Genomic DNA, 24334 nt, shown 5'->3' with positions numbered 1-24334 from the left:
ATTCTAAATATCCAGTAGCTTCGTAAGCCAACGCCTTAATTGGAGATACTCTATGTCTATCTTCGTATTGACATCGCTTTGTAAAAAATTGATGTCAACGGCGGGTTGCTTCTCATCTATTAAGCGAATAAATTCCGGTGTGTAAAATGGTTCTTCTACGATAGATTGGTTAGTTGTGATCAACTTAGCCCCACTCGCCAACGTCTCTATCGTACGCATGGTAAGACCTATCTGTCCTGGAACAGGTATATCAATTATACATTTCGCCTGCCGGATTAATTGAGGCAGCGTATCGCTATCTATCACTTCATGCTTTATAAATGAACACGTTTTCTCGTAATCTCCTACGAGTTTCAGTAATCCACGATATCGTCCGGGCGACCTCCTACGCAACCAATTCACCCCCCTCTTCACAATGGAACCGGAAGCCTTTGGAAAATAGAGCCAAAGTAAGCTGTTGAGTTTCTGCTTCGAAGATAACTGCTCGAAATATTTTAGAATGCTGAGCCTATTAAGAGAATAGTAACCTACCGAGCCCACAAAGAGAAAATCGATAGTTCGATCTTGATAAGGAATATGTTCTGTATTACCAAAATAATAAAAAAGGGGCAGATACTCCAACTGATATTTTCTAGCGTCCGAACGATCGAAAGTATAAACACGATTAAAACTGGATATTAGATTTCGGTAATCCCAAATACGAAAAGAATCCCAAAAATAAGCTATGCACCGCATCTGTGGATACATACTTTTAAGTTCATCAACAAAACCAGATGTAATGGAAAATCCACCAATACATAAAAATAGATCGATTGTCCGGTCTTTTATCTTTGTTAAAATCTGCTTTTGATAATCGGTTTTATAGTTCGGGTGCTTCCTTCTTTTAACCCAACTGATAAAGTCATTATCATTCAACATAGGATCTTCCCGAAAAAATTTATTCTCAAAAAAGAACACCTCAAAGCTTAATTCCTCTAGAGCATCAATAATCTTCTTATGATAATCGTAAAACTTCGGAGCGATAAAAAGAACGGTTTTCTGCTTTAAGCTAACTGCCATGTACCCTTATTTTAATAGCCCTTTACTCCTCATTTCAGCAATGGACGAATCAAACTTGCTCGTTACTGTCGGCTGTTCGTTCACCCATTTCACAAACGATTCGATGCCACGCTGAAAATCGTAGGACGGCTGAAAACCAAGCAAGTGCTGCAGCTTACTTATATCTGCATAGTTATGTCGGATATCTCCTAGCCTGTAGTTACCGGTTATCTCCAATGGGACCTCTATTCCATAAGCGTTCACTAACGTACGCGCAACGCTTAGTACATCAATAGGCACTCCCGTGCCCACGTTAAAGACCTCTCCATTTGCCTCGTCTTTTGTCAAGCCTAGAATCGTCGCGTTCACCACGTCGTCAATATACACAAAATCCCGGCTCTCTTTCCCGTCTTCAAAAATATTGATAGCTTTGCTATTCCTGATTAAAGTAGAAAAGATTGAAAGTATACCTGTGTATGGGTTAGTTAACGATTGCCCTGGACCATAAACATTTTGATACCTAAACGCAACCGATGCAATACCTATCGTTGGACATACTGTCATCACCAACTGCTCTTGATTCTGCTTGGTAATTCCATAAACTGATGAGGGATGAATTTTAGAAGATTCATCAGTGGCGACCAATTCTAAACCATCCAATCCAAGATATTTCACTTCAAAATCGCCCCGGTCCATGTCTTCCGCCAAACGGTGGCCGGGATAAACAGCTTCCCCCTGCGCGTTCAAGTACTTCCCTTCACCATATATGGAACGGGATGACGCAATTACCACCTTTTGTACCCGATGCGCTTTCGAATTGGCTAGAATATCCAATAGCAAGGCCGTACCTCCGATATTGACATCAACATAATTTGCAATTTGGTACATAGATTGCCCAGTTCCGGTTTCGGCGGCCAAATGGATAACTGCATCTTGCCCTTCTAAAACTCGAAGCCAGTCCTCGCGGCTTGTTACCGATCCTTGATATATCTCGGCTTTATGCTGAATCCTTTTAAATAAATAAGAACTTGCTGAATGCTCTCCATGAACTTGCGGTGATAGGGAGTCTAACACCGTTACATGATATCCCCGTTCATAAAGTGCACAGGTGAGGGAAGAACCTATAAAACCGGCCCCACCAGTAATCAATATATTTTTCATATTTATGTACTTAAAAACTCTCCTTTTTTATTTGTTTTAAACCACCCTTTTCGTTCGAAACAATAGCGCTTTACGATATAAGCTGGCGAGCCTACGAGTATACAATAATCTGGGTAAGTTCCCTTACGGACTACTGAATTAGATCCTACAATTGTATGCTTTCCCAACATAACGCCTGGAAGAATCACTACATTGTTATAAATCTTGCAATTCTGTCCAATCCTAACCGGCGAAACCTGAATATCTTGCTTTTCAGGCGGAAGCGAAATGTCTTCGTGTCCATGGGCAATATCCGTAATCGAAACGTAAGCAGCGAGCGCTGAACCGCTACCGATTTCTATCGAACCCGCGCAAGTTAAATGTAAGCCTTGTTCAATGCTGACCTGGTCGCCGATCAGGACACATGGACGAAATACCGCTGCGTTATAGCGAGTTATAGCCTCCAAACGTGCATGCGGTCCCAAGTAAAAATTATTTCCGACTTCTATATACTTAAACGAAAATTTGAATGGTCGATAGATAACCGCGCGGCTTCCGAGTTTTTTTGTAAAAAGTTTATACCAAAATAGCGTAATCAATTTCCTTATTCTATACATGCATGCAGCTATTTTATGATAATTTCGTCTAGAAACATAGCGGCCTTGGCCGATTGTTTGGCAGTAACTTTGATATATCGACACTTCACGTTCGAAGAAACGGAATAGTCTTGTTTAGCTGATTTCGGCAACGTGTCTACCACCTCGGCTCGACTCGCACCCAATTCTTTGAAATTTGTTCCATCATTTGAATATGATACTTGAAAGTTAGTCGGATATTCAATGCCTACATGCGGCCGTTTTAAAAAGCCTACTACTATAGATCTTACATCCGTAGAAGCTCCGAGATCAACAATAGCACCAAAACTCCCTCCATAAAACCCCTGCCACGTATCCAGTTCGAGCCTAATCGACCCTCGTATACCATCTATCAATGCATCATTTCCAGCGTATTTAGCGTGAACGTCGGTCGGCTTGTTCAACAAAGTTATTTTCTTTCCAATTGCCAGATTGTCGGTTGCCAAAATAGTATTCGGGTCGTTTAAGACTGGTCGCATCCGATCATCATATTGCTGAGGTGTTAAACCGGCCTCGTTCATATAAGCTATTTTTTGACTCTGGAGAGCGCGCATAATATTGTTTAATTGTGAAAGATCTTTACTTCTGCCGCCGCTACTCATCACACCACTTCTTAACACGGATTTACCAACATTAGCCAACTTGTTTACGACTGCTGATCCACTTGACACTTTTACTTTATTAACCAGACCCACTTTTGTAGCTATTTCATTTTTCAAGCCGGGAAGATCAAAAAAGGAATTTTCGAGATAAGCATAGTCAAAACCTGCACGCAAACTATTTACACGATCTACCAATATAGGCTGTCCTTCTACCGCTTTAGCTGCTTCATTTAGCAAAGTAAAGTATTTATCTAAATTGACAAGACTTAGATATCCTTGGATATGATCTGATGGATTGTCGAATAATCCCAACTCCTTGCCAGAAGCAGCATAAGCATTAGTCATTTCTTTCAACAGCGTACTAACTTTCGACGCAGCGTTTCCATAATAACCTTTGAGAAAATCTTCAATCACGTCGTTCGAATTCAATGTCGGGTCCCAACTGAGTTTCGCCAACAAATAACTCTTTAGCTCATCAAAAGCGCCTCCACCATAGATGTTACCCTGCCAAAAAATTCCCGTTGCATGATTTTTAACAAAATCATTTAAATTAGTAGAAACCGCTTGAAGATTGGGTACCGGTAACAAAAAGTGTTTATAATCTACTACATAGTCCCAAACCATTAATTGTTTAGATATGTTGCCCCAAGCAGCCAAATGCTGTGTATAACTGCTTGCCCCTTGCTGTCCTGTATATCGTTTACCTCGATCGAAGTTACCTGTTGTACAGAAGATGACTAGCACATTCGATGCCGGCTTAATTGTTTTCGGAGGCTTTTGACTATAGGTATAAGCTAAGGTTGTGATTACTTTATCAGGGAATTTCGCTGCAATTTTATTAACAAAGTTAATAATCGAACCTGAGGGGCTTCCCTCCCGTAGATCAAGCGCCTTGCATTGGTCGCACTCGCATTTCTTATTATTATCTTCTTGCGCTACTGACCAATATTTAGCTTTTGGATTTTGCTGTATTTTCTTCGCTAAATTCTCTGTGGCAATTTTTACTACTTCAGGGTTGGATAGACAAAGTTGAGTGGCCTGGCGTTTACCCTCAGTTAATGCATAATATTCAGGGTGGCTTTTCAAGTACTGGGTCGGAGGAACTAGTTCCATAAAGGAATGGGCCCAACTACCCCATAACCCATCTTCGGTATCTCGATAAAGATCCAGCTTATGCCAGTTTCGATATTGCTCATTTAATGATTGTTTAAATAGAGCAATCCTGTTAGTTAATATTGGTATAAAGCGTTTGTCAATTTTCGTTAAGCGGATTTGCTTGCTTTCAGGTATCACGAAAACATCAGGATTATAGTAACGGCAGCCCAAATAATCTTCAAGGAAGCTGTATACAACATAAAGAACACCTTTACCAGTCCCTCCGGCAAGCACCAAATTCTGTCCTACCGTTTTGATATGATAGCCGTCTATTCCTAGTTGCTCTATAGCAACGCTTTTCTCTGAAAACCGCTCAATTAGCTGTCTATCACTACTAAGGATAATTTTATTTCCTTTTATCTCGCTATTCTGGCTAATAGGAATCTCTACGCCGGAAATAAGTTTAATATATTTCTGCAACTCAACTGCTGCTTTCTGTTCGTATTGATTCTGTTTGCCAGCAATGAGAATGGAATAATCACTTTGCCCGCTTTCAGTAAGCGTAACAGTCTGTCCAGTCGTTTTATTTGAACAGGCTGAAAATGACATTAAAAACAATAATGCAAATAAAAAGCTCTTAGTTTTTCTCATAGTAATCTATTTTCCATATCTGCAAGTACTCAAGCAAAGATATTAAGTTAACAATCTCTTGACACCATTTACTAATAGTGAAAATTGGGCAACTTTTGTACCACAAGTGTTATACCGTCCTTTAAGGCTGAAGATTATAGTTATTCTCTCCAAAACCACAAATATATCGCAATCTCTCTTCTATTTTGGCATAGTCTGCCTGTTCTTTAATCATCGCGTATTTACTTATAAGCGCGGAAAGCCCGTCGAATTCGTCATCCAAGACTCCTATGCTATTGGTAAAAGAGCTATGTACATATCGTAAGCAGGGTGTGTGGTACATATATGATTCGTAATAGGCAGAGGTATTATTGGCAATCGCCGCCCCATAGTTTCCGCTACTTAACATCTGTGTAACAGTAACTTCCGGGTCAATAACTTCTCCCTTAATTCCTCCTAACGCTTTTTTTACAACTCGAGCATCTAAAGACGGATGTAATTTAAAGTCAATCGTTAAATTCGGCTTCTGTTTCGCAAAATCCCTGATCAAAAGAATCAAGGAATCGTTGCTTTCAGCAAACTGAACACGAGCTAACATAACGAGTAAACGCTCTGCTCCTCCCACTTCCTTTTTATGGTTGAATCGTTTCACATGGCGCGGATAACCGCCTACCAATAAACGGTTCGCTGGGATACCATATGCCATAAATTCGTCCCGAGTATAAGCTCCCCAACAAAAGTGATGATCGGTATTAAAATTTTCGTAAGATATGACATCCATTGGTTTGTCCTCTTTAAAAATGTGATAAATCCCGTGCTGGAGTGAATACGTAGGAATGCCCCGCTTTTGAAAATAGCGTGTAAAAGTAGCCTCCTCCGGATGAACAGAGCTAAAAGCGACATATTTTTCGAACTTGGATAAATCGATTCGTTCCAAAGCTCTCGCACAATTCAGACGAAAGGAAAGCATACAAGCCAATTGTATTCGCTGACGCAGCGACAACAACAACTGCTTGTTAAAAACCACGGCGACCAAAACCCGAACAATAAGAAACAGGGAAACACTAAGTCTATAGCTAGGTGCAACCATGTCATAAAAAGCAGTTTCTTCATTGTTCTTTCGGAAATGAGAAATGATTTCGTAGTAATCTTTTCTCCCATTAAAATCTCCAGATGTAACAAGTATACGCGCCTCCGACCGGCTGAATGATTTTTTTAATCGACTAAAATCGATCGAAAAAAACATCTTGAACAGTGTTTTTCTTTTAAATGGCAGTACTCCATATATAATTGAAATGAGGTCTACAGCGATGATATTAGAGGCGTCGTACCCCTTATATGTAAACCTTAAGCACGATTTAACTTGTTTATATCGTTCAAACATTGCAGACTGATGCGACATACGGTATTATTTAGTTGCTCAAGGAATTAGGCGAATATTTATGGTGTTCCTGCTCATGAATCTGCTTATTTTTGCTACCACACATTGTTTGCGCTTTCCTAACATCATGTACAAAATCCCGAAATTTGTTATTATAAAGATCAATAGCGACTCCATCGAAATGAATCCAATCTAAATCTCCCAATTTCACATGCTTTTCAATCATCTGCGCACCTGCCGCCACAGCTAACATACAGCCAAGACTGCCAACATCATGACTTGAATAACCGGGAAAAAGAGTGGAATACTTATTCTCTTTCAATTCTCCGTAATGGCGAACAACCGAAATTTGACAGGCTTCAGGTGGGGTGGGATAAGAAGAAGTACATTGCAACAAAAACAAATTCCGACCGTCGGAAAAATGCTCAAGAACAAAATCCTCATAGCTAGCGTCTGTAAATCCCGTAGAGATAACTAAATCTCCTCCGTAATTCTCACCTACCTTCAACAAATAATTTTTGTGATTGGATATGGTAGAAGGTAATTTTAACAACGGCGTATCAAACTCCTGCATGAACAGGTAAGAATTCCAGTCCAAAACTGAAACAAACCAAGGTATGGCATGCCGTTCACATTCTTCCACCACCAATTTCATTAATTCTTTATTCAACTCTACACCCCGTCGGTAGTCGCCCAACGTTTTGCCAAAAGGCGACTGGTAAGGCTTTGCGAGTTCTTCTGGCGTATAAAAAGCGTCCACATCTCTTTTCTGTAATTTAATAATATCTGCTCCACTCTCCTTTGCCAATTCGATCATTTTACGTAGACGTTTCGGATCAGCAATATGGTTATTGGTGAATTCTGCCACAACAATCACCTTGTCTTCTTCCTTTACTTCTTCTAATAGCGCCTTATATAATTCGCTATTACTTAATATTTTTCCTCCAAGCTTTTGATGTTGCGACAATTCGCTTAATAGATTATTAAAGCCTTGAATAGATAAATTGCTATACTTCTTATCTCCTACATGATACAGCGAAATTTCAGGATACGCCTCATGAAAAGTTTCTAAGATAGAAGAAAAAAAGGAACCTTGTGTTTTAAGCAAGACATTCACATAGTCTAAATCATGCATTTGATTTTCATCTGGCTTGATACTACTTGCAAAAAAATCGAATCCGATAAAATAAACTTCGATTTTCTTTTGAAGGATTTGCTGGTAATGTATGGCTAGCTTAATAGCTGATAAGATAATGAAATCTACTAGATAGAACTGTTCTTCCTGAAAATAATCATAAGTATATTCAAAGCTATCTTGCCCTGATGTATGATGAGCGACTTCTATGTGCTTTTCTGATGGAATCTTTAAATAAGCAGGTGCAATGTATTTCTTGGCTCGGAAACCGAGGTTTCTTAAAGGTTCATAGACATCTGTACGATAGAACAGAGCCACATCTCCTGCTATAATTTTTTCGGAATCATTCAGGTTAATTATGAAAAAATCTTTCAGTTTAGCAACTTTGACATCATTTATCGAATTTCCTTTTCCTATTATCGCTAGCTTAGTTTTGCCAGATCTTAAAACAATATCGCTGATTTGGGTCAAGTAGTTCTCCATGGTATGGTTTATCATTTACTATAACGTTTAATCCGTGCTCGATTGCTAAATTTAAGCCTGGAATAATGTCCCAGATCTTTGCTCCTTTCGGATTTTCAAATGAAAAATAAGAACCCGTAATAACGTTATACATATTGTACACACAACAACCTATTATACGGTATTCAAATCCAGGTTCTAATTTAAGCAAATCTTCTCTAGTCAAACTAGAAGATATCCCGGCTATTCGGGACTCATATCTTTCTATTTTTTCTCCTGTAACTAAATAGCATCCCAGTTCTGGTAACGCTAACATGGATTGCTGATGTTTTCCTTCTTTATACACACAAACAGCAACGCCCCATTCTTTCAACCCAGACACAAAATTTTCTGTACCATCTATAGGATCCAATATGATTACATTAGCTTTTTTGACATGAAGTGTATTGAGTTCCGGAGATTCTTCCGATACAAGAAAAAAGTCAGGATAATGAACCGCTAAATATGTTTTTATCAATGATTCAAAGAGTAAATCTCCCTCCGACACGTAGCTATCGTCTTCTTTTTTCCTTTTGATATTTCTTAAGGAACAAACTTGCTTTATATTATTCGTAATAAGTGTCTTTATCTCTCCACAAATATTCATCAGTTCAATATATAAGCGGGTTATACAAATAAATACTTTTCTACCAACATCCTATTGTTTTGAATTATTGATTCAATAATTTGAAAATCCTCTGCGTCATCTATATCAAGACCGCAAAGCTTATTGATCTCCAAGCCTAAAACATGCCTTCCTAAAAAATCGTCGTTAATTGACTTCGCGTTAAAACGGATAATATCCGTACTGAATACTTTATAAAATCTTCCGATATCCTGTCTGCGTATCATGGATTTTCCTCGATCGTCAAAAGCAGGCTTTAAAACACCATGCTTAAGGCTGTATAATCTAGATTCTGATTCACAAACCGTCCTTGCTGCGGTAAAATCATTGTTTTCCACGAGTAAATCGATCCCGCGCCGAATAACCTCAAGATCTCTAAAAACAAAAGTCGGTCTTAGCCAAACCAAAACGTCTGGTATAAGCAGTTTATATTCTTCAAATTTTAAAGCTAGATCCCGCAAAATATCCTCCTCCATTGCTGTGTCATTTGCAGCATAATCCGAACGCAAAAATGGAACTTCTGCTCCATATTTAATAGCAATAGCAGCATATTCTTCCGAATCAGTAGAACAGATTACTTTATCACAGCCAAGTGCTTGTGCAAATTTAATAGAATAGGCTATAAGCGGTATACCATTCAGTAGTTTGATGTTCTTGTTCGGTAATCCTTTTGACCCTGATCTAGCAGGTATGATGGCGTAAATTATTTTCTTGTTCATTAAAGTGGATCTATCAGTTGCCGTCGTATCTGTAAGGTTCTTTATTTGCTAAACGGCAAATGTAAGAATAACATTACAAAGTATACAGATGTTGAGGAAAATTTATTGAGCCTCAGCTTAAGTAAAGTAAAACCAACCCGCCTAGAAAACCTTATATTTACGCCGAAAAAGAAATCTTTTTTAATCCGGTGGCGGTGATTTTGAGGTAACCATCGCTAGTATAACAAGAAAACAGAAATGAAGAACATGCGCGTCTCGATTATTATTCCTATTTATAATGCAGAAAAAACCCTAGAGAAATGTTTTAATAGCTGTTTAAATCAAAAATGGGATGATCTAGAAATTATCGCAATCAACGACTGTAGCTCAGACGGTTCTGCAGCTATTTGTAATCACTATGCTAACGAAAACTTTCAGTTTCATGTTATCCATAATCGGATGAATCTGGGGCCCCAACAGTCGAGACCCTTAGGAATCAAAAAAGCAACTGGGGATTTCTTGTTTTTCTTGGATGCCGATGACTACATCCCCTCGCAAAGCGCAATCAATATATTATGCCAACAGCAGATAAAAACAAATGGGGATGTGATAATAGGCGGATACGAAATTATAGATGATATCCAGATTAATAGGGTCATTCCTCCGATGATCGATACAACCGACCCCGTTGACAAACTCGTTTTTTTCTTCACCCATTCTTTTCGTACTTTATGGGCAAAACTTTATCGGAAAAACCTCTTTAATGGACTCGCCGTCCCCGATAATATTTATCACGGTGAGGATCTCATTCTTAATACGCAGATCTTTGCACAATCATCTTTTCGAGTTACTTCTGTTGATACCGTCATTTATGGATACAAAAGGACGGCAAGTAGTATTACTAGTAATCTATCATTTGATAACGCATTAAACGTTTTAAAGGCTGAACACTGGATGTACAACTATTTGTATAATCAAGGTCTACTAACGCACAATCTTGTCTACAACCAACTTTGTTTACACGCCATTTCAAAGATTATAGCAGCCATCAAACAACGAAGGGGATCAAAGTTTGATAAAAATTATTTCGATTTTTTATATCGGATATTTTACAAACCATGTCCCATTAAATTACGAAAACAGTTTCCAATTCACAATAGAATATTGATCCCGCTCGAAAACTTTTCTCCATGGCTGAGCACACTCTACATCAAACTACTTGACAAAGTAACTTCCTAATAAGATTACCGTCCCACTAAGCTCATTCACCTAAAGCGCTCTTTAAAAATTGCCTTGCATCTTCTCGCCAAGAGGCAATATCGGCATTAATCTTGGCCCATGGAATTTTTTTTTGTAACAGAAAATCAATTCGCTGCGGATCGAACTGCCATAATAAATGCTCAGTCAGGTTCAATTTTTCTAAAAGGCTAAGTACACGTTCATTCATTCCTGTAGCTACGCCCGTATTAGGCAGCACAATGAAATTTTTATTGAAAAGAATGCTAAAAACTGCCCCATGAAACGAATTTGTCACCAAATAATCCGATTGTGAAATTGCGTGTACCCACTCTTCAACCCTTGGAAAATAATCACCGCTCATGTCACGATTAGCGGATACATGAAGAGTATCTACTGCCTCTTTATTTTTTAGATAATGTATGATTTGTTCCCTGTGATTGATTTTGCTGTTTCCTAGTGTATACAAAAATAACTGCGTATTTTTTTTTCTATCAAATTCTTTATCGTTCTTTAAAAGCGATGTCCAATGTGACTTATCAAAAAGCAACGTAGGATCAGGCACCCAAATAGCATTTGTATAACCAATCTTCTTACAAAGCGTTAGCCCACTTTTCTCCCGTACACTAACAGCATCGAATTTAGGTAAATATCGTCTAAACAAACGAAGGGTATCAGCTGAAAGCACTTTTTGTCCAAAACTGGCGGCATAGGCTATACGCTTCGTTTTAAGGTCCCCAAATCCTAGCAGATAAGGTTCGCAAGAAACCGAAAAGGTATTATTCCAAATCTGATCACTTCCACAAATATAGGCGTCAGCTTTTGGCGGAAAAGTCATAAGCTCATCCAACGAAGTATATAGTCGATCACCAAAAACTAAACGATTATCCTTGAAAGAATTAAAATGCCGTGGGTGCGCCTGTTCGAACGCACTAAATTTTCGCAGCTTGGAATGAGCTATTCGTGCCTTGGCAGATTTAATAGGATTAAATTGGACTATGCGTTGTAAAAGTGTTTTTCTAGGAGGAACTGACCCGTGCCGATGATACTTAATTAAAAATGCATCATGTCCCAGTTGGCGAAGAAATGTCTGGAGAGCAAACGCTTGTAATTGTTGTCCGTAATTATCTTGACTCTCCCAAAATGTCATTATTCCTATTCTCATCTGTCTTACACTATATTTATTCTGAAAATTTTCTTAATATGTTTTTTTAAATCACTTCCAATCCGCCTCCATAGCGGCGCAGCATATTGTCTGTAGTAATCGGTCACGATCGGTGCCATATACGCTTCAAAAACACTAAAATTATTCGCTTCAACGGCCTTCTTAAACCCAATATGGCTTTCCTCCGCCATTATTTCGCGAAGCCTAAATCGTCTTCTGATTTTGCGGGAAAGCTTTTGGCTATTGGCACTAACTCGCTTACGGGGACGCCACTGAGATTGCTTATCCTTAAGCAACAGTCTATATGCTAATCCCTCTCGACGATGGTAGAAACCGGCTCGCTGCGATTCGATAACGTCGTCTGGGCTTAGGAGGTCAAGATTTATTTTACCGGAACGTTCCGCATCTTCGACAAGCGACTGAATAAGCGGATTCCTAACTATGATAATATTGGTTCCAAGACCGTCACCAACGTACTGCGGTAGCCAAGCATCTCCGATTGTAATGTCGGCTGTTTCAGCTACCACGTCGTCACAGTAATCACATGCTTGATACTTAAAGAATCCAAGTCCCCAATTGGTACCATACATCGTATTAACGGGCGGGCTTACTCGACGTACTTGCTGACCACCTTTATAACCCGTTACTGTTACGCCATATTGATTAGCGCCAAATCCTTCCAACTTGGTTCGGAAATCAATAGATAAAAGGTTCCGCGGAGCAATACCACATTGCCAAGAAAACATTTCAGCGAATTTACTACTCTTTAAATGACCGCAAACCAACCCGACACAGTACGCAACCCTCTCTTTTATGATCGGATCTTGATTACTGAGGAGCCGTACAGCCTTTATAAAGCACGGAACCCCTACGAGTAAATATTTCCTCTTGTTATTTCGAACAAAATGAATGACCTCAGACAACTCAACCGGATAATATTTTGATTTGGCCCCTTCTCCAACTTCTTCTGCTGTTGTAGAAATATTATAATAAAACAATCGGGGGTCATCTTCCGTTGGACGTTTTTGTTTAACATGGATAACGCCATCTATCATACCCTTAGCCAACATAGTACACGCAATCCATGAACCCATCCCTCCTGAACTACCCTGGGATCGAAAACCGCTTTCCTTCACATATCCGGCATAGGTAGAAATATGATAGCCAAGCTTATCTCTATACTGGGCGTTTTGTCCAAATAATGATTTTCCCAGCTCGTCTTCATTTTTGCTATAATTGGAAAAAGGGCAAACATCGGCCACCGGAAGAGAACTAAGTGCTTCGTCTCCATCACTCACGTTCTTTTGGGCAACTAATCTCCCAAATGAATCAAGGCCGATATTAATTGGAGATCCCTCCAAAGCGGCACAGGCGCCACAACCGATGCAATACCCGCCACTTACGACTGTGTCAAAGAGCTGCGTGATGCTCGATGTTTTGTTCTGTATATCCATTATCTATTTCTTGCTGTATCCCACTTTATTTTAATAAAATAAAAGATTTTCATTACTATGCCATTTACTAATTTCTTTTCGGAGCTGTCTAAACTAAAAAAATAAACTAAAACACAAAAAAAAGGAACAATAATGCTAAAGTTTAAAACGAAGCGATAAGGAAACTCGTGTAGCCGACTTGTACAAAAATAACTCATCGTCACTGCACCAATAATAGGAACAAGAAGTTTAGATAGCATCTCATTAAGATATCTCCGCTCTGACAGCCCGGCAAGCTTCCTCGCGAAATTTAGACGTAAACCACAGGCTATAAGCTCTACCAAACAATAACTCTTCAAAACTGATTCTGCCGAAAAACCAAGAAGTAATAAGATGTACGCTAGTGGCAAATTCAATAAAATGAGCGTACCTACTAAACTTTGGTATGCTTTAATATTGCCTGTGGCTTGTATAGCCGATTGTAAACCTACCGTTAACTGATTTATTAAGGTTGCGATAATCACCAATTGACAGAACACTACCGTATAAGGCGGCACATTCTTAAGCCAAAACCGCATTATGGCTGCCATTTCAAAAAGAGCCGGAATAGCTATCATCGCTAATAGAAGAAAACCAAATTTACAGGCCATTAAAGCTAGTCTGAGCATCCGTTCTCGATCACCTGCGCCTTCACTCTTCATAATTTGTGGATTGAGAGAGCGGAGCATAGTTGTAGAAAAAAAACTCAACTGGGCAGTAACTTGATTGGCTATTGCATAAGCTGCATTCACCACCGACCCCAAAAAAAGATTTAATAGAACAGCTAACCCTTGTGTTCTGCCTAGAAAACATAGTGTGCCAAACAAATTCCATCCCGCGTATGTACTCAACTCTTTCATTAATTTAACCTCAATAGTAACAGGTAAATGCAACGAACATTCATAGTATCGCCGTATACAGAAAATGGCATACATAAGGAAACTGATCAGGGCAGTTAAGGCAGTAAGAGCAGCAAATATCTCTAACCTCCCTTCAGAGATATTTAAAAGCAATAATGCTATAGCTAAACGGGATAAAACTTCTGCACAAGCAACGACGGCTACCCATAGCATATTTTCGTGAGCTGTAAGCGATGCTACGAAAGGCACTGAAATAACATTAAAAAAGACGGTTATTATCATGAAGTAATAAACGTATACGGCCGCGCCAAGACGACTAACTGGTATATTTAAAAAGCCCCCAAATAATATAAATTTTAAACCGCCCAAGATTACAACCATACTAATTCCGATTATCAAGTGCAAAAGATAGCTATGCCGAAAGACATTTACTATTAAACGCTTATTCTCCGCGCCTTGATAAAAAGAAAGATATCGCTGAGTAGATGTTGACATGGCATTGTTTACAAATGCCAATAATGCAATTATTCCAGCAATCAAATTGAAAATCCCGAAGTCAACAACGCCAAGCGCACTTAATATCAAACGCGTGGAATACAAAGAAATACCTACCGTCACCATCATTCGAACATACAAGATGCCCGTATTAACTGCGACTCTACTGGATGCTTGCATAACTATTCGTTTCTGTATATTGTGCTATCCACCGAAGCTACCGTTCGATGATAATAAGAAAAGCGGTCTACCTCGATTAAAACTATTCAAAATGTTCGTCCATGATCTCTCTATAAAGTCGTTTAACTATTAAGCCAATTATAGTTAGAAAACTAAAAGCAAATCCTCCTAAAAGAACGCCTTTTATTTTGCTCATTACTTCCTTTTCCAAAGGCAATTTAGGCTTGTCCAAGGCCTGTACAAGAGGCTTATCATTCCTTAGATTCAGTTTTGCAATTTCCTGTTGCTTTACTAGCTCACTTAGAATCGCTGTATTCGCCTGTACATCGATCTGTCTTTTTTGCGAAGGTACGCGCAAACGTTGAAAAGCGGCATTGGCATTGGGATTCGCCTCGCCAGCTAATGCTACCCCTCCGATAGCGTCATTTAACTCCCTTCTAACAGAATCAACTTGCTTGGTTAATATCTCCAAATTTTCCGCGGATTTTTTCGTCCGTGTTTCTACATAAAAATTGGTTACATTTTCAATTAACGTTTCACAAAATGCTTTCGCAAACAATTCATCTGGACTCGTAATGTCTAGTTGAATGATAGATAGCTTATTATCTGGCTTCTCAATTACCAAGTCATTCTCAACAATAGCCTTGTGATACTTAGCTAATAATGAATCCTGGAGAAAATAATCCACCGAATCAGGGATAAATTTAAAGTTGGTCAATTTAGCATTTTTTGACCACCCTTCAGCAAGTTTATTTACTGTGACGTAACGTTCAACCAACAACTGTTCTTCTCCTTCCAACACCACTTTTGTGAGTAAGGTCTTCTCAATCATCCTTTTGGACTTAATAAACTCCAAAATATTATCACCAGTAAATAAGCTTGCACCTTCCATCCCGCCTAGACTAATACCGATTAAAGACGCTAAATTAGCCATGGAGCTTAGGTTTTCGCCCCCTTTTTGGTCTTCTAAAACAAAAGAAAGAGACGCTTTATAAAGGGTCTTTTTCCACAGGCTGTACGACAAGCCAAAAACGGCGCCAGCTACTGCTGCAATTAAAATAATTGACCATTTGGAAAGTAAATAACGCCACCAATTCTGTAATTTGACAATCAATTCCTTTAATCCGATTTCATCATCGACCTTAGTTCGTTGCATAAAGTCTCGACTTTTTTCTGTCATTATTTCACTTACCTTTTCTTAGCGTAACAAGGAAACAATAATAGCTGCTAACGACGCTAAACCGGTTCCTAATCCAACAACCTGCGCTGCGCCAAGGCGCTCACGCGGTAAACGCTGCGGCACGAATATCTCCGCTCCGGGTTTAACTCGCGGGTAATTATTAAAAAACAGGAATTTCTTTGTACTACGCGCTGATCCATTGGCATAAACAACAAAACTACGTTTTCTTAACGCTTTCTGGCTAAAGCCACCTGCTTCGGAGATATAACTTTTGAAACTCTTATTTTGATCGAATAAAGCAGTAACTGGTGACAGCACCTCGCCACTCACTTTCACTGTCTGCAATTGCTTAGGTACTCGGATCACGTCACCCCCCTCTAACAAGAGATCATTATCTTTCCCAGGGTTCTGTATAATTACCTCCAAGTTGATACCAACGTAATTATCCTGTTGTGATTGAATTGCCCTATTCGTATTTGGATTAACGGTGGTCGCTTGTAAATTTTGGAGACGCGCAATTCGCTCTGCCTCTAATGTTTTAAGAGACGCTTGTTCGGCCTTGTCAGCTTTACTGGTACTATCACTTACCACCTGTTGTAGTGGATGGCGTTTTAGAGAACCCCCTTCAACATAGGCATACGCGGTAAAACCACCCGCGCGTTTAATAAGGTCAGAGACGCGTTCATCTTTTCGACTCAATGTATAATTTCCCGGATACAATACCTCTCCTTCTATACGGACCGTGCGTTGACGCTCGTAACCGGCGGAAGAACGCACGTTGATCAAGTCAAATGGTTGTAGTTCAAAAGAGCTGGCATCCGTATTTAAGTCGCGATCTACATCCACATTAAAAACTTCTGCTGTTCGCGCAGCGGTATTGACAGCTTCTTTATCTTTATTGTGCACCCGTCTTGCAACTTCAATCCGTTCCGCACTTCCTGCTTCGGTGAAGCCTCCTGCCTGTAAAATTAATTCTTGCAATGACATACCTTCTGAATATCGATATTTGCCAGGCTTCCTAACTTCGCCGTTGATCTCAACCATATATTCTTCACGCAAGTCGAATAGTGATGGTATAAAAATCACATCTTCTCTTCTCAGCTCAATGTCTGCTTGCGTACCAGCTAATATTTCAGCAACATTGAAACTCACCTGTTCCCTTTGATAGTCCTCTTTTAATCGTACAATATATCCGCGCTTCAAATACGCATCTTCTTTTAAGCCATCAGCTTTCTTAATAAGCATCGAAAGCGTGAGGCCTGGACTTAATTCATAGGCTCCTGGACGAAACACTGCCCCATTCAGCAATACTCTATTTGCAAAACGGTTCAAAGTCTTTTCTATTGTATATTTGTCTCCAGTCTTTACTTCGAACTGATTGAATTGACTTTCCAAAACATCTTCAATACGATACTCCTTACCGGTATTACGAATTACACTCAGACGAGATTTATAGGCGTCTTCAGTAAAACCTCCAGCATACCCGAGTAGGTCGCTAAAGCTTTCTCCAGGTTTGGTTTCAAATAACAATGGTCTTTTAACGGCACCGATCATCTCCACCCTCGAGATATACGGCGACACCTGAATTACATCTTGATCATGTAAATTCACATTGCCTTCCATGATTCCAGTCTGCAGGAAATCGTACAGATCAACATCGGCTACTACTTCCCCTCCTCGAACTACTTTTATACTGCGGAGCGAACCATTTGAAGTTGGCCCACCTGCGCTATATAAGGCATTAAAAACAGAGGCAACGGATGGCAGGGTATAGGTTCCGGGCTTTAATACTTCGCCTGTAATAATGATTTTAATACTTCGAATATTTCCCAAACTAATATTTACCTTGGTTGCTCCGCTTGACATAGCGGAATAAATCTGCGCCATTTTCGCTTTAATTCGCGTAGTAGCTTGCTGTATACTGGCACCTCCCACTTTAACGATTCCTACATAAGGAATGTTAATGTTCCCATCAGGACTCACTTTAAGCGTATAACTTGCCTCTGAGTTACCGTAAATATCAACTTGTAACTCGTCTCCTGTGCCAATCACATAACTTTCGGGCGTAGCAATATTAAGATTAGGTTCGAAAACCGGATTAACGTTTAAAAATAAGCTAGCGCCATAAATACGCGCACGTAAAGAATCTTCTCTCAATTGTTGCGGTGTCTTCGTTGAAATATCACCATTGAGGAACCTTATGCTATCTGTAGTGACATAGCTTCGGGCACTACTTTGTTGCGTACTCGTGTCGGTCGTGCTTATCGGACTTTGACCGCCAAGTTGCTGAACGCGTTGTCTTAATTTCTCTATTTCGCTTTGACTCATGCCCCTTTGCTGAGCCATTTGGATCATTTGAGATTCGCTTAGTCCGGCCGATTGTGCTTGCTGCATCATTTCCCGAATCTGATCGTCACTTAGGTCGTCTACGTTCAATGTACTGAGATCTTGTGTATTGATATTTTGTGCTAAAACAGTTGTACCAATCCAAAGGAAGCCCAAAAACACCAAGAAACACTTAATCCGAGATCTTAATTGCATAGAGTGTAATAGTTTTAATATAATTTGCAAAGAAACACTTTTTTTTGTAAAATAGGTAGCGGTTATTTAAGTAATCATAGATCGATACTTTAACAAGTGACTAAAAACGGTACAGCATACCGGCCTGAAAATGAATGTTGCCACTATCCTTTTTTCTGAAACTCCACAAATTGGTACTTTCACCAATTTGATATTGATAATTATAAGCCTTTGTAAAAATTAATTTACTTTGAAAAATAAATCTTTTAAAGTCGTATTCTCCAAAGGCTCCGATATTTAGGTCGATCCAGTTACGTCGTCGATCCCCAATCAAGTCATAGAAAAGGGCATTATTATGTACTAAGCGCTCTACCTGAACGCCCAGTCTTTTCAACTTGTTTAACCAACTTATGTGCAGAGACTGTACGTTATTGCCATAACCTACGCCAGCCCCAAGGATTTGACCTAGATTTGTATAACCACTTCTGACGATATAGTGGTAGTACATCGGTTCTGTAGGACGAATATCGGCATTTTTTGATTGTTCTAATTGAGTCATTTCAAACGCAACCTCAAACAGGTCTTGCTGGTCAATTATACGGACAGGAAACATCTTTCGTAGCCCAAACATATAGGACCGAGAATGATTTAGCTGAACTGCTAAGTCGCGTAAATCATATGAACGATCATTTCGCGCATACTCTCCGTAAATTTCGAATTGGGCTTCGGGTATAAGCCATCGAAAAAACACTGACGCATTCACATCCTGTGCGGCTTGATCGGCCACATTATTGATATCGTCCGGATCAAAATTCTCATTCATTGAATTCGAAGGGAAAAAGGGTAAATAATCTCCTAATTTATTTCCCATGTCTTTGTGGTTAACAGTAAATACGGTATTAAAACCTAAGCTAAATCCAGGAAGCCATTTTGGCTGATAGGACAAAGTCAAACCGGAGAAATAACGCCAGTCATCCGGTTTGGGCTGATACAGTTCATCGTAATGGGTGGGATTCCCCAAAGGTGTAGGGGGATAACCGGAGTCTTCCAGCCTACCGGCCACTAATTGACCTTCGAAGGAACCAATAGATGTGCGGATCGGCCGTGTTGTGTTAATGGTAGCATGTAAAAACCCCGGTGCATTGTTACTCATTAATAAGCTATTGCGCAGACCGGGGCCCCACCATAGACTCTCTGTTGAAACCCCTATTGAAACAGGGTGAAAATTTAAACGTACGCTGCTCTGGCCAGGAAAGAAGCGCGAGTAAGTCCCTGTCCCGAAGCGCTCCGGCGCATCAATTCCGTTCATATAGCGGTACCATTTGGCCCACCAATTCCTATCGAGTCCTTCGAAGCCCTGAAAGTTACTATTTTGTGCAAATACAAACTCTGGCCGTAATTGGATACTCAAAAATTTATACTGTGCATACACTCCTGCTGCGACCATGGTTTGATAACCTGCTGCCGGAATCATCCCTGCATCATTCCAGCCGTAAGGGAAATTGCTGTTAATCTGGTTTTGCCACACTAGGGGCATTAACTGTATCATCCCCTTTCCATCTCGCGATCGATAAATGCTATTGCTATGCTCCTGTGACCCCTCAGGATCGTAAATATTCGCTTGCTTTAAGGCTTCATTGCTTAAAGGTCTTACATTGAAAGAAATGGTGGAGTCAAGCTTACCTAATAATTGCAAACGACGGTAATAATCTTCTAATACCGGTGTTCCAACTGGAAGTACCTGCGCCTTTAAACTCAAAGTCGCTATTAAAAAATAGACTAAAAGTATATTTTGTTTCTTCATGTGTATTCTTTACTTCTTCAGAAATATTACCAGCCATCGGCTAAAATCGATACATCATACCCAGCTGTCCCTGGAAATTAAACTTATCTTGGGGAATAAAATCCCAAAAAGTTCCACCGGGTTTTAACTTGATGTCATAATTGAAGTTCAATCCGTTCATGAATTTCATCCGCGCTATAAAAAGAAAATTCTTATAATCCCATTCGCCATTCAAGGTAGCTGATAAATTCACCCAATTACGTCGATAATCTCCACTGTAGGAAAGTAAGCCATAAAATAGGTCAGTTTGTTGTTCCTGCCGCTCAAACAATATTCCCAGCTGCTTCAGTCCTTTTAACCAGCTAAGTGTTAATGACTGCACATTACTGCCCGGACCTATACCGGCACCTAAAATTTGACCTAAATGGGTGTAGCCATGGCGCACCATCGAATTACTATACCAACTTTCATAAGGGCGTACTCGGTAAGTTCTGGTTTTATCTAACTGCGTAAATTCAAAACCAACTTGAAGGTGCTCTGTTCCTCCTTTCATAGGTACTAATTTTCGGAAGCCTAGTATATAGGCTCTTGAGTGGTCCATCTCCACGATCTTATCGCGGCCATTCCAAGCGGGTTCATTACGCCCGTATTCGGCATAAAACTCCGCTTTACCTTTCGGCAAGGCCCAACGAACGAAAAAGGAGGAATAGCGATCGCGGTTACGTCTTTCTTCTCGACTCGTCGGTCCATTGGCCGTGCTGTTTTTTGAGGATGGTCCCAAAAAAGGCAGATAATCATTGAGTCCATTTCCCATTGAATCGCGATATACGACGAAACTTTGTGAAACACCTAGTGATAGCCCTGAAACCCACTTGGGTTGATAAGAAAAAATAGCTCCGCCAATATAGCGCCAGCTACTTGGTTTGGGTTCATACAGGTAGTCAAAATCGGTGGATTGGCCTACCTGCCTGGGAGCAAAACCTGAAGCCGTAAGACCACCGGCAATCACTTGTCCTTCGAATGATCCAATATTACTTCGTATGGGTTTACTGCTATTAACGGTAATATGTGGAAAACCGGGAGCTGTATTGCTCATCAAGAGGGAATTATGAATCCCGGGGCCCCACCATAGATTTTCCGTACTGAAACCCACCGACACGGGATCAAACGTAGCTCGTATGCTACTTTGTCCAGGGAGAAAACGAAAATAATTACCATCACCAAAACGGGTGGGCATATCGATATTATTGTAGAAATCATACCAAACGCGCATCGCATTTTCACTACCGCCCGTAAAAATAGGGTAAGATTTATTTTGTGCATATACTATCTCTGGCCTGAATTGAATGCTTAAAAACTTATACTGTGCATAAAACCCCGCACTAAAAAGAGTTTGATAACCCACATTGGGAATCATGGGGCCATCATTATAACCCGTTGGAAATCCGCTGGTATATTGATTTTGCCAGATAATTGGAAGGATCTGAACCATCCCTTGCCCATCTTTTTGCCAAACAATACTACGGGAACTGCCGTTTAAACTATCGGGCCTGTACACATCTTGAACACCTAAAGCACCAGCGTTAAGAGGGCGTATGTTAAACGAGATCGTTGAATCTACTTGCCCCAGCAATTGCAAACGGCGATAATAATCGTCTAGTACCGGGGTACCTAGGGAAAGTCTCTGCGACAGTGCCTGCTGATAAAAACTACTTAAAAAAAGAAGTGAGAAGGTTATGTTGTATAGAAATGTTCTCATTTAGTGCATTTTTGTTATGCTTTTGAAGCTGCTGTCTCGCAGCAAAAATTATGCTAATTCTACTATGCGAATCTAACGATGAAAATAACGTAATTCGCTACAATTCAAGTTCACTATATATTGGTTGCATTTTGAATCCCGAAACGTTTTGACAGCATGCCATCCCGTATAGCCTTTAATAATACTTTTCGCTGCGTATACTGATAGTGCCTGAACATACGTAAAAAATCGACCGCCGCCTTGAGCATCGCTTTCAATTTAGCTATTCCTTTCATATGTTTGCGAATAAAGAAAATGCGGTTTCTGTTAATATAATACACAAAAAAAGATGAGCGTTGTCCTCCTGTTAGTGAACTCTCTTTATGTAAAATTACGACGCTTGGCATGTAATAGATTTTATAACCTAATTGCGTGGCTCGAAATATTAGATCCGTATCTTCGTAATAAGCGAAATATCGTTCGTCCATCGGTCCCACTTTCTCCAGTACTTCCCTTGCCAATAACATAAAGGTGGTAGGGCCGTAGTTCACATAGCCTGCTTGATCGTATTGTCCTTGGTCTTCCTCCCCTGCACCGATATGCTCGGTAACAGCCGTGGCATAGTTTAAATATCCACCTGCCATGCAAATCTTTCGACTATCATAGTAAAGCATTTTAGGAATGATAATCGTTTCTTTATCTGTTTCAGCTTTCTGAACAAGGATTTCGAGCGCGTCATTTGAAATAAATTCGATATCATTGTTTAATAACAATATATGACTATAGTCTTTTTTCAAAGCCAATGAAATACCTTGGTTGTTGCCTTTAGCTGCCCCGTAATTGGTTGGATTTTTAACATGAGTACATGCCGAAATCGGATAACTGGCTTTTAATGCTTGCAGTAACAGATCCGTTTCTTTATTAGGTGCATTATCGATTAGATATAAATGATATCGGGTAAACGTTTGCTGTGAAAGCGTTTTAAAAAAGCCGGTTAAAACTTCGTTACTTTTGTACAGTACCGTAACAAGCGCCAGTTTATCCATAACTAATTACTCATTGGTTTCAACAAAACCTTTAACATAAAGAAAGCCGCCACAAGAAAACTAAAAACCAGGGCACCTAATATACCTGCTTTTATTGGTCCTATTGAATTGTTCTGTAAAGGCAATAATGGAGCATCTATGATTTGAATAATAGGCATTTCCTTTCGAAGACTTATACGCGCCAGCTCCTGATTCTTTACCAGTTCTTCTAATATTTTTCCATTTACCTGCGCATCAACCCGTTTTCTTTGAGACAACACTTGTAATTTTTGTCGTGCTTGATTAGGATTTGGGTTGTTATCGTTAGCTTCTGCTGCCCCTCCCAAAGCTTCGTACAACTTTCTCCGTACGGAGTCAACTTGATGGGTAAGGATATCCAAATTCTCTTGCTCCTTCTTTGTTTTTGTATCAACATAAAAAGTCATCACATTATTAATCAACTCATCTGTAAATTTCTTTGCAAATAACTCATCGGTACTTCTGGTTGTTACTTTAATAATGTTCAGTTTCTTGTCTGGCTTAGAAACTATAAGCGTTTTCTTTAAAATATGAAGGTACAAAACTTGTATCAAACTGTCTTGCAAACCGTGCTGATCTTTATTAAAAATGAAGTTTTTCGTCTCCGCTTCTTTGTTCCAATCTTGCTTAAAACCAGCAGCCTTTGCGTAACGATTTGCCAAAAGTTCACTTTTTCCGTCAATTATCACTTCATTGAGTAAAGCTTGGCTGATAATGCGGCGGGATCTAATAAATTCCAAAATGTTGTCTCCTTTAAACAAACCGTTGCTTTCTCCGACTCCTCCCAAATCGATACCAAACTGCGATGCAATACCAGCATACGCGCTTAGTCCGCCACCTCCACCGCTATTATCTGCTAGAACAAAACTTAATTCAGCTTTGTATTCTTTATCTTTTAGAAGTGCATACGACACCCCCGCTAAACAACCAATCACAAAAGCCAAAATTAGTATTTTATAGTTTTTTCTTAGCTGAAAAGCAATCTCTCCAACCCTAGTTGTTAACTCATTTAGTGTGATCTGGTGATTTGCTTGTTCTTGATCCATTTATTCTAAATCTATCTATTAAGTTTCCTATCTAAATCATCAATTTATTACATCATAATAGATATCTTAACAACGAATGATGACTAATAAAATCCCTCATGATTGAACCGACATT

The 24334-nt window shown here is 39.6% G+C and carries 18 protein-coding genes; 1 reads left to right on the top strand and 17 read right to left on the bottom strand.

The genetic code is table 11. From position 1 onward, the window contains the following. Nucleotides 1-3: 3 nt before the first annotated feature. The 8 genes from RYH73_RS06180 to RYH73_RS06145 form a co-directional block, all read right to left on the bottom strand. Nucleotides 4-1059, bottom strand: coding sequence for a hypothetical protein (locus RYH73_RS06180; RefSeq protein ID WP_335312527.1), 1056 nt, complete (start codon nucleotides 1057-1059; stop codon nucleotides 4-6). 6 nt (nucleotides 1060-1065) lie between these two features. Further along, entirely contained in the window at nucleotides 1066-2199 is a 1134-nt protein-coding gene (locus tag RYH73_RS06175) for an NAD-dependent epimerase/dehydratase family protein (RefSeq protein ID WP_335312526.1), read from the bottom strand. A 2-nt stretch (nucleotides 2200-2201) separates the two neighbouring features. Next, complete coding sequence (locus RYH73_RS06170) at nucleotides 2202-2795, bottom strand: hypothetical protein (RefSeq protein ID WP_335312525.1); 594 nt, start codon at nucleotides 2793-2795, stop codon at nucleotides 2202-2204. Between the two features lie 8 nt (nucleotides 2796-2803). Then, nucleotides 2804-5161 (bottom strand): DUF4838 domain-containing protein, encoded by a 2358-nt coding sequence (locus RYH73_RS06165; RefSeq protein ID WP_335312524.1) that lies wholly within the window; start codon nucleotides 5159-5161, stop codon nucleotides 2804-2806. A 121-nt stretch (nucleotides 5162-5282) separates the two neighbouring features. Next, nucleotides 5283-6386: a hypothetical protein gene (locus RYH73_RS06160; RefSeq protein ID WP_335312523.1), complete on the bottom strand. Its 1104-nt coding sequence runs from the start codon at nucleotides 6384-6386 to the stop codon at nucleotides 5283-5285. Nucleotides 6387-6552: 166 nt separating this feature from the next. Next, nucleotides 6553-8154 (bottom strand): N-acetylneuraminate synthase family protein, encoded by a 1602-nt coding sequence (locus RYH73_RS06155; protein ID WP_335312522.1) that lies wholly within the window; start codon nucleotides 8152-8154, stop codon nucleotides 6553-6555. Continuing rightward, nucleotides 8084-8764: an inositol monophosphatase family protein gene (locus RYH73_RS06150; protein ID WP_335312521.1), complete on the bottom strand. Its 681-nt coding sequence runs from the start codon at nucleotides 8762-8764 to the stop codon at nucleotides 8084-8086. Before RYH73_RS06150 ends, RYH73_RS06155 begins: the two co-directional genes overlap by 71 nt. Nucleotides 8765-8784: 20 nt before the next feature. Then, nucleotides 8785-9501 (bottom strand): acylneuraminate cytidylyltransferase family protein, encoded by a 717-nt coding sequence (locus RYH73_RS06145; RefSeq protein ID WP_335312520.1) that lies wholly within the window; start codon nucleotides 9499-9501, stop codon nucleotides 8785-8787. 237 nt (nucleotides 9502-9738) lie between these two features. Between RYH73_RS06145 and RYH73_RS06140 the strand changes: the two genes are divergently transcribed. Then, a complete protein-coding gene (locus RYH73_RS06140; protein WP_335312519.1) occupies nucleotides 9739-10719 on the top strand; it encodes a glycosyltransferase family 2 protein in 981 nt (326 codons plus the stop codon). Nucleotides 10720-10741: 22 nt separating this feature from the next. On the opposite strand, the gene RYH73_RS06135 is transcribed toward RYH73_RS06140, so the two are convergent. The 9 genes from RYH73_RS06135 to RYH73_RS06095 all read right to left on the bottom strand — a co-directional run bounded on the left by RYH73_RS06135 (nucleotide 10742) and on the right by RYH73_RS06095 (nucleotide 24219). Beyond that, nucleotides 10742-11881 (bottom strand): polysaccharide pyruvyl transferase family protein, encoded by a 1140-nt coding sequence (locus tag RYH73_RS06135; protein ID WP_335312518.1) that lies wholly within the window; start codon nucleotides 11879-11881, stop codon nucleotides 10742-10744. Nucleotides 11882-11886: 5 nt separating this feature from the next. Beyond that, nucleotides 11887-13335 (bottom strand): Coenzyme F420 hydrogenase/dehydrogenase, beta subunit C-terminal domain, encoded by a 1449-nt coding sequence (locus tag RYH73_RS06130; RefSeq protein ID WP_335312517.1) that lies wholly within the window; start codon nucleotides 13333-13335, stop codon nucleotides 11887-11889. Beyond that, complete coding sequence (locus RYH73_RS06125; protein WP_335312516.1) at nucleotides 13335-14834, bottom strand: hypothetical protein; 1500 nt, start codon at nucleotides 14832-14834, stop codon at nucleotides 13335-13337. The genes RYH73_RS06130 and RYH73_RS06125 overlap by 1 nt, the downstream gene beginning before the upstream one ends. A 136-nt stretch (nucleotides 14835-14970) precedes the next feature. Next, nucleotides 14971-16044 carry a lipopolysaccharide biosynthesis protein gene (locus RYH73_RS06120; protein WP_335312515.1) on the bottom strand — a complete coding sequence of 358 codons (1074 nt, stop codon included), beginning with the start codon at nucleotides 16042-16044 and terminating at the stop codon, nucleotides 14971-14973. A gap of 42 nt (nucleotides 16045-16086) precedes the next feature. Beyond that, nucleotides 16087-18609 carry an SLBB domain-containing protein gene (locus RYH73_RS06115; protein ID WP_335312514.1) on the bottom strand — a complete coding sequence of 841 codons (2523 nt, stop codon included), beginning with the start codon at nucleotides 18607-18609 and terminating at the stop codon, nucleotides 16087-16089. A 100-nt stretch (nucleotides 18610-18709) separates the two neighbouring features. Further along, entirely contained in the window at nucleotides 18710-20392 is a 1683-nt protein-coding gene (locus tag RYH73_RS06110) for a capsule assembly Wzi family protein (protein WP_335312513.1), read from the bottom strand. Between the two features lie 40 nt (nucleotides 20393-20432). Further along, the gene (locus tag RYH73_RS06105; protein WP_335312512.1) at nucleotides 20433-22130 is read right to left on the bottom strand and encodes a capsule assembly Wzi family protein; all 1698 of its coding nucleotides are present in this window, start codon (nucleotides 22128-22130) and stop codon (nucleotides 20433-20435) included. 113 nt (nucleotides 22131-22243) lie between these two features. Further along, a complete protein-coding gene (locus RYH73_RS06100) occupies nucleotides 22244-23155 on the bottom strand; it encodes a glycosyltransferase family 2 protein (protein ID WP_335312511.1) in 912 nt (303 codons plus the stop codon). 2 nt (nucleotides 23156-23157) lie between these two features. Beyond that, nucleotides 23158-24219, bottom strand: a complete 1062-nt coding sequence (locus RYH73_RS06095; RefSeq protein ID WP_335312510.1) for a lipopolysaccharide biosynthesis protein — start codon at nucleotides 24217-24219, stop codon at nucleotides 23158-23160. Nucleotides 24220-24334: the final 115 nt, after the last annotated feature.

This window comes from Olivibacter sp. CPCC 100613, assembly GCF_036959255.1.
In the GTDB taxonomy this organism is placed as follows: domain Bacteria; phylum Bacteroidota; class Bacteroidia; order Sphingobacteriales; family Sphingobacteriaceae; genus Olivibacter.
This window is presented reverse-complemented; position numbering and strand designations above follow the sequence as displayed.

Coding starts and splice junctions, on each gene's coding strand:
- RYH73_RS06180 (WP_335312527.1), bottom strand. CDS start 1,059: ATGGCAGTTAGCTTAAAGCAGAAAACCGTTCTTTTTATCGCTCCGAAG.
- RYH73_RS06175 (WP_335312526.1), bottom strand. CDS start 2,199: ATGAAAAATATATTGATTACTGGTGGGGCCGGTTTTATAGGTTCTTCC.
- RYH73_RS06170 (WP_335312525.1), bottom strand. CDS start 2,795: ATGTATAGAATAAGGAAATTGATTACGCTATTTTGGTATAAACTTTTT.
- RYH73_RS06165 (WP_335312524.1), bottom strand. CDS start 5,161: ATGAGAAAAACTAAGAGCTTTTTATTTGCATTATTGTTTTTAATGTCA.
- RYH73_RS06160 (WP_335312523.1), bottom strand. CDS start 6,386: ATGTTTTTTTCGATCGATTTTAGTCGATTAAAAAAATCATTCAGCCGG.
- RYH73_RS06155 (WP_335312522.1), bottom strand. CDS start 8,154: ATGATAAACCATACCATGGAGAACTACTTGACCCAAATCAGCGATATT.
- RYH73_RS06150 (WP_335312521.1), bottom strand. CDS start 8,764: ATGAATATTTGTGGAGAGATAAAGACACTTATTACGAATAATATAAAG.
- RYH73_RS06145 (WP_335312520.1), bottom strand. CDS start 9,501: ATGAACAAGAAAATAATTTACGCCATCATACCTGCTAGATCAGGGTCA.
- RYH73_RS06140 (WP_335312519.1), top strand. CDS start 9,739: ATGAAGAACATGCGCGTCTCGATTATTATTCCTATTTATAATGCAGAA.
- RYH73_RS06135 (WP_335312518.1), bottom strand. CDS start 11,881: ATGAGAATAGGAATAATGACATTTTGGGAGAGTCAAGATAATTACGGA.
- RYH73_RS06130 (WP_335312517.1), bottom strand. CDS start 13,335: ATGGATATACAGAACAAAACATCGAGCATCACGCAGCTCTTTGACACA.
- RYH73_RS06125 (WP_335312516.1), bottom strand. CDS start 14,834: ATGGTGACGGTAGGTATTTCTTTGTATTCCACGCGTTTGATATTAAGT.
- RYH73_RS06120 (WP_335312515.1), bottom strand. CDS start 16,044: ATGCAACGAACTAAGGTCGATGATGAAATCGGATTAAAGGAATTGATT.
- RYH73_RS06115 (WP_335312514.1), bottom strand. CDS start 18,609: ATGCAATTAAGATCTCGGATTAAGTGTTTCTTGGTGTTTTTGGGCTTC.
- RYH73_RS06110 (WP_335312513.1), bottom strand. CDS start 20,392: ATGAAGAAACAAAATATACTTTTAGTCTATTTTTTAATAGCGACTTTG.
- RYH73_RS06105 (WP_335312512.1), bottom strand. CDS start 22,130: ATGAGAACATTTCTATACAACATAACCTTCTCACTTCTTTTTTTAAGT.
- RYH73_RS06100 (WP_335312511.1), bottom strand. CDS start 23,155: ATGGATAAACTGGCGCTTGTTACGGTACTGTACAAAAGTAACGAAGTT.
- RYH73_RS06095 (WP_335312510.1), bottom strand. CDS start 24,219: ATGGATCAAGAACAAGCAAATCACCAGATCACACTAAATGAGTTAACA.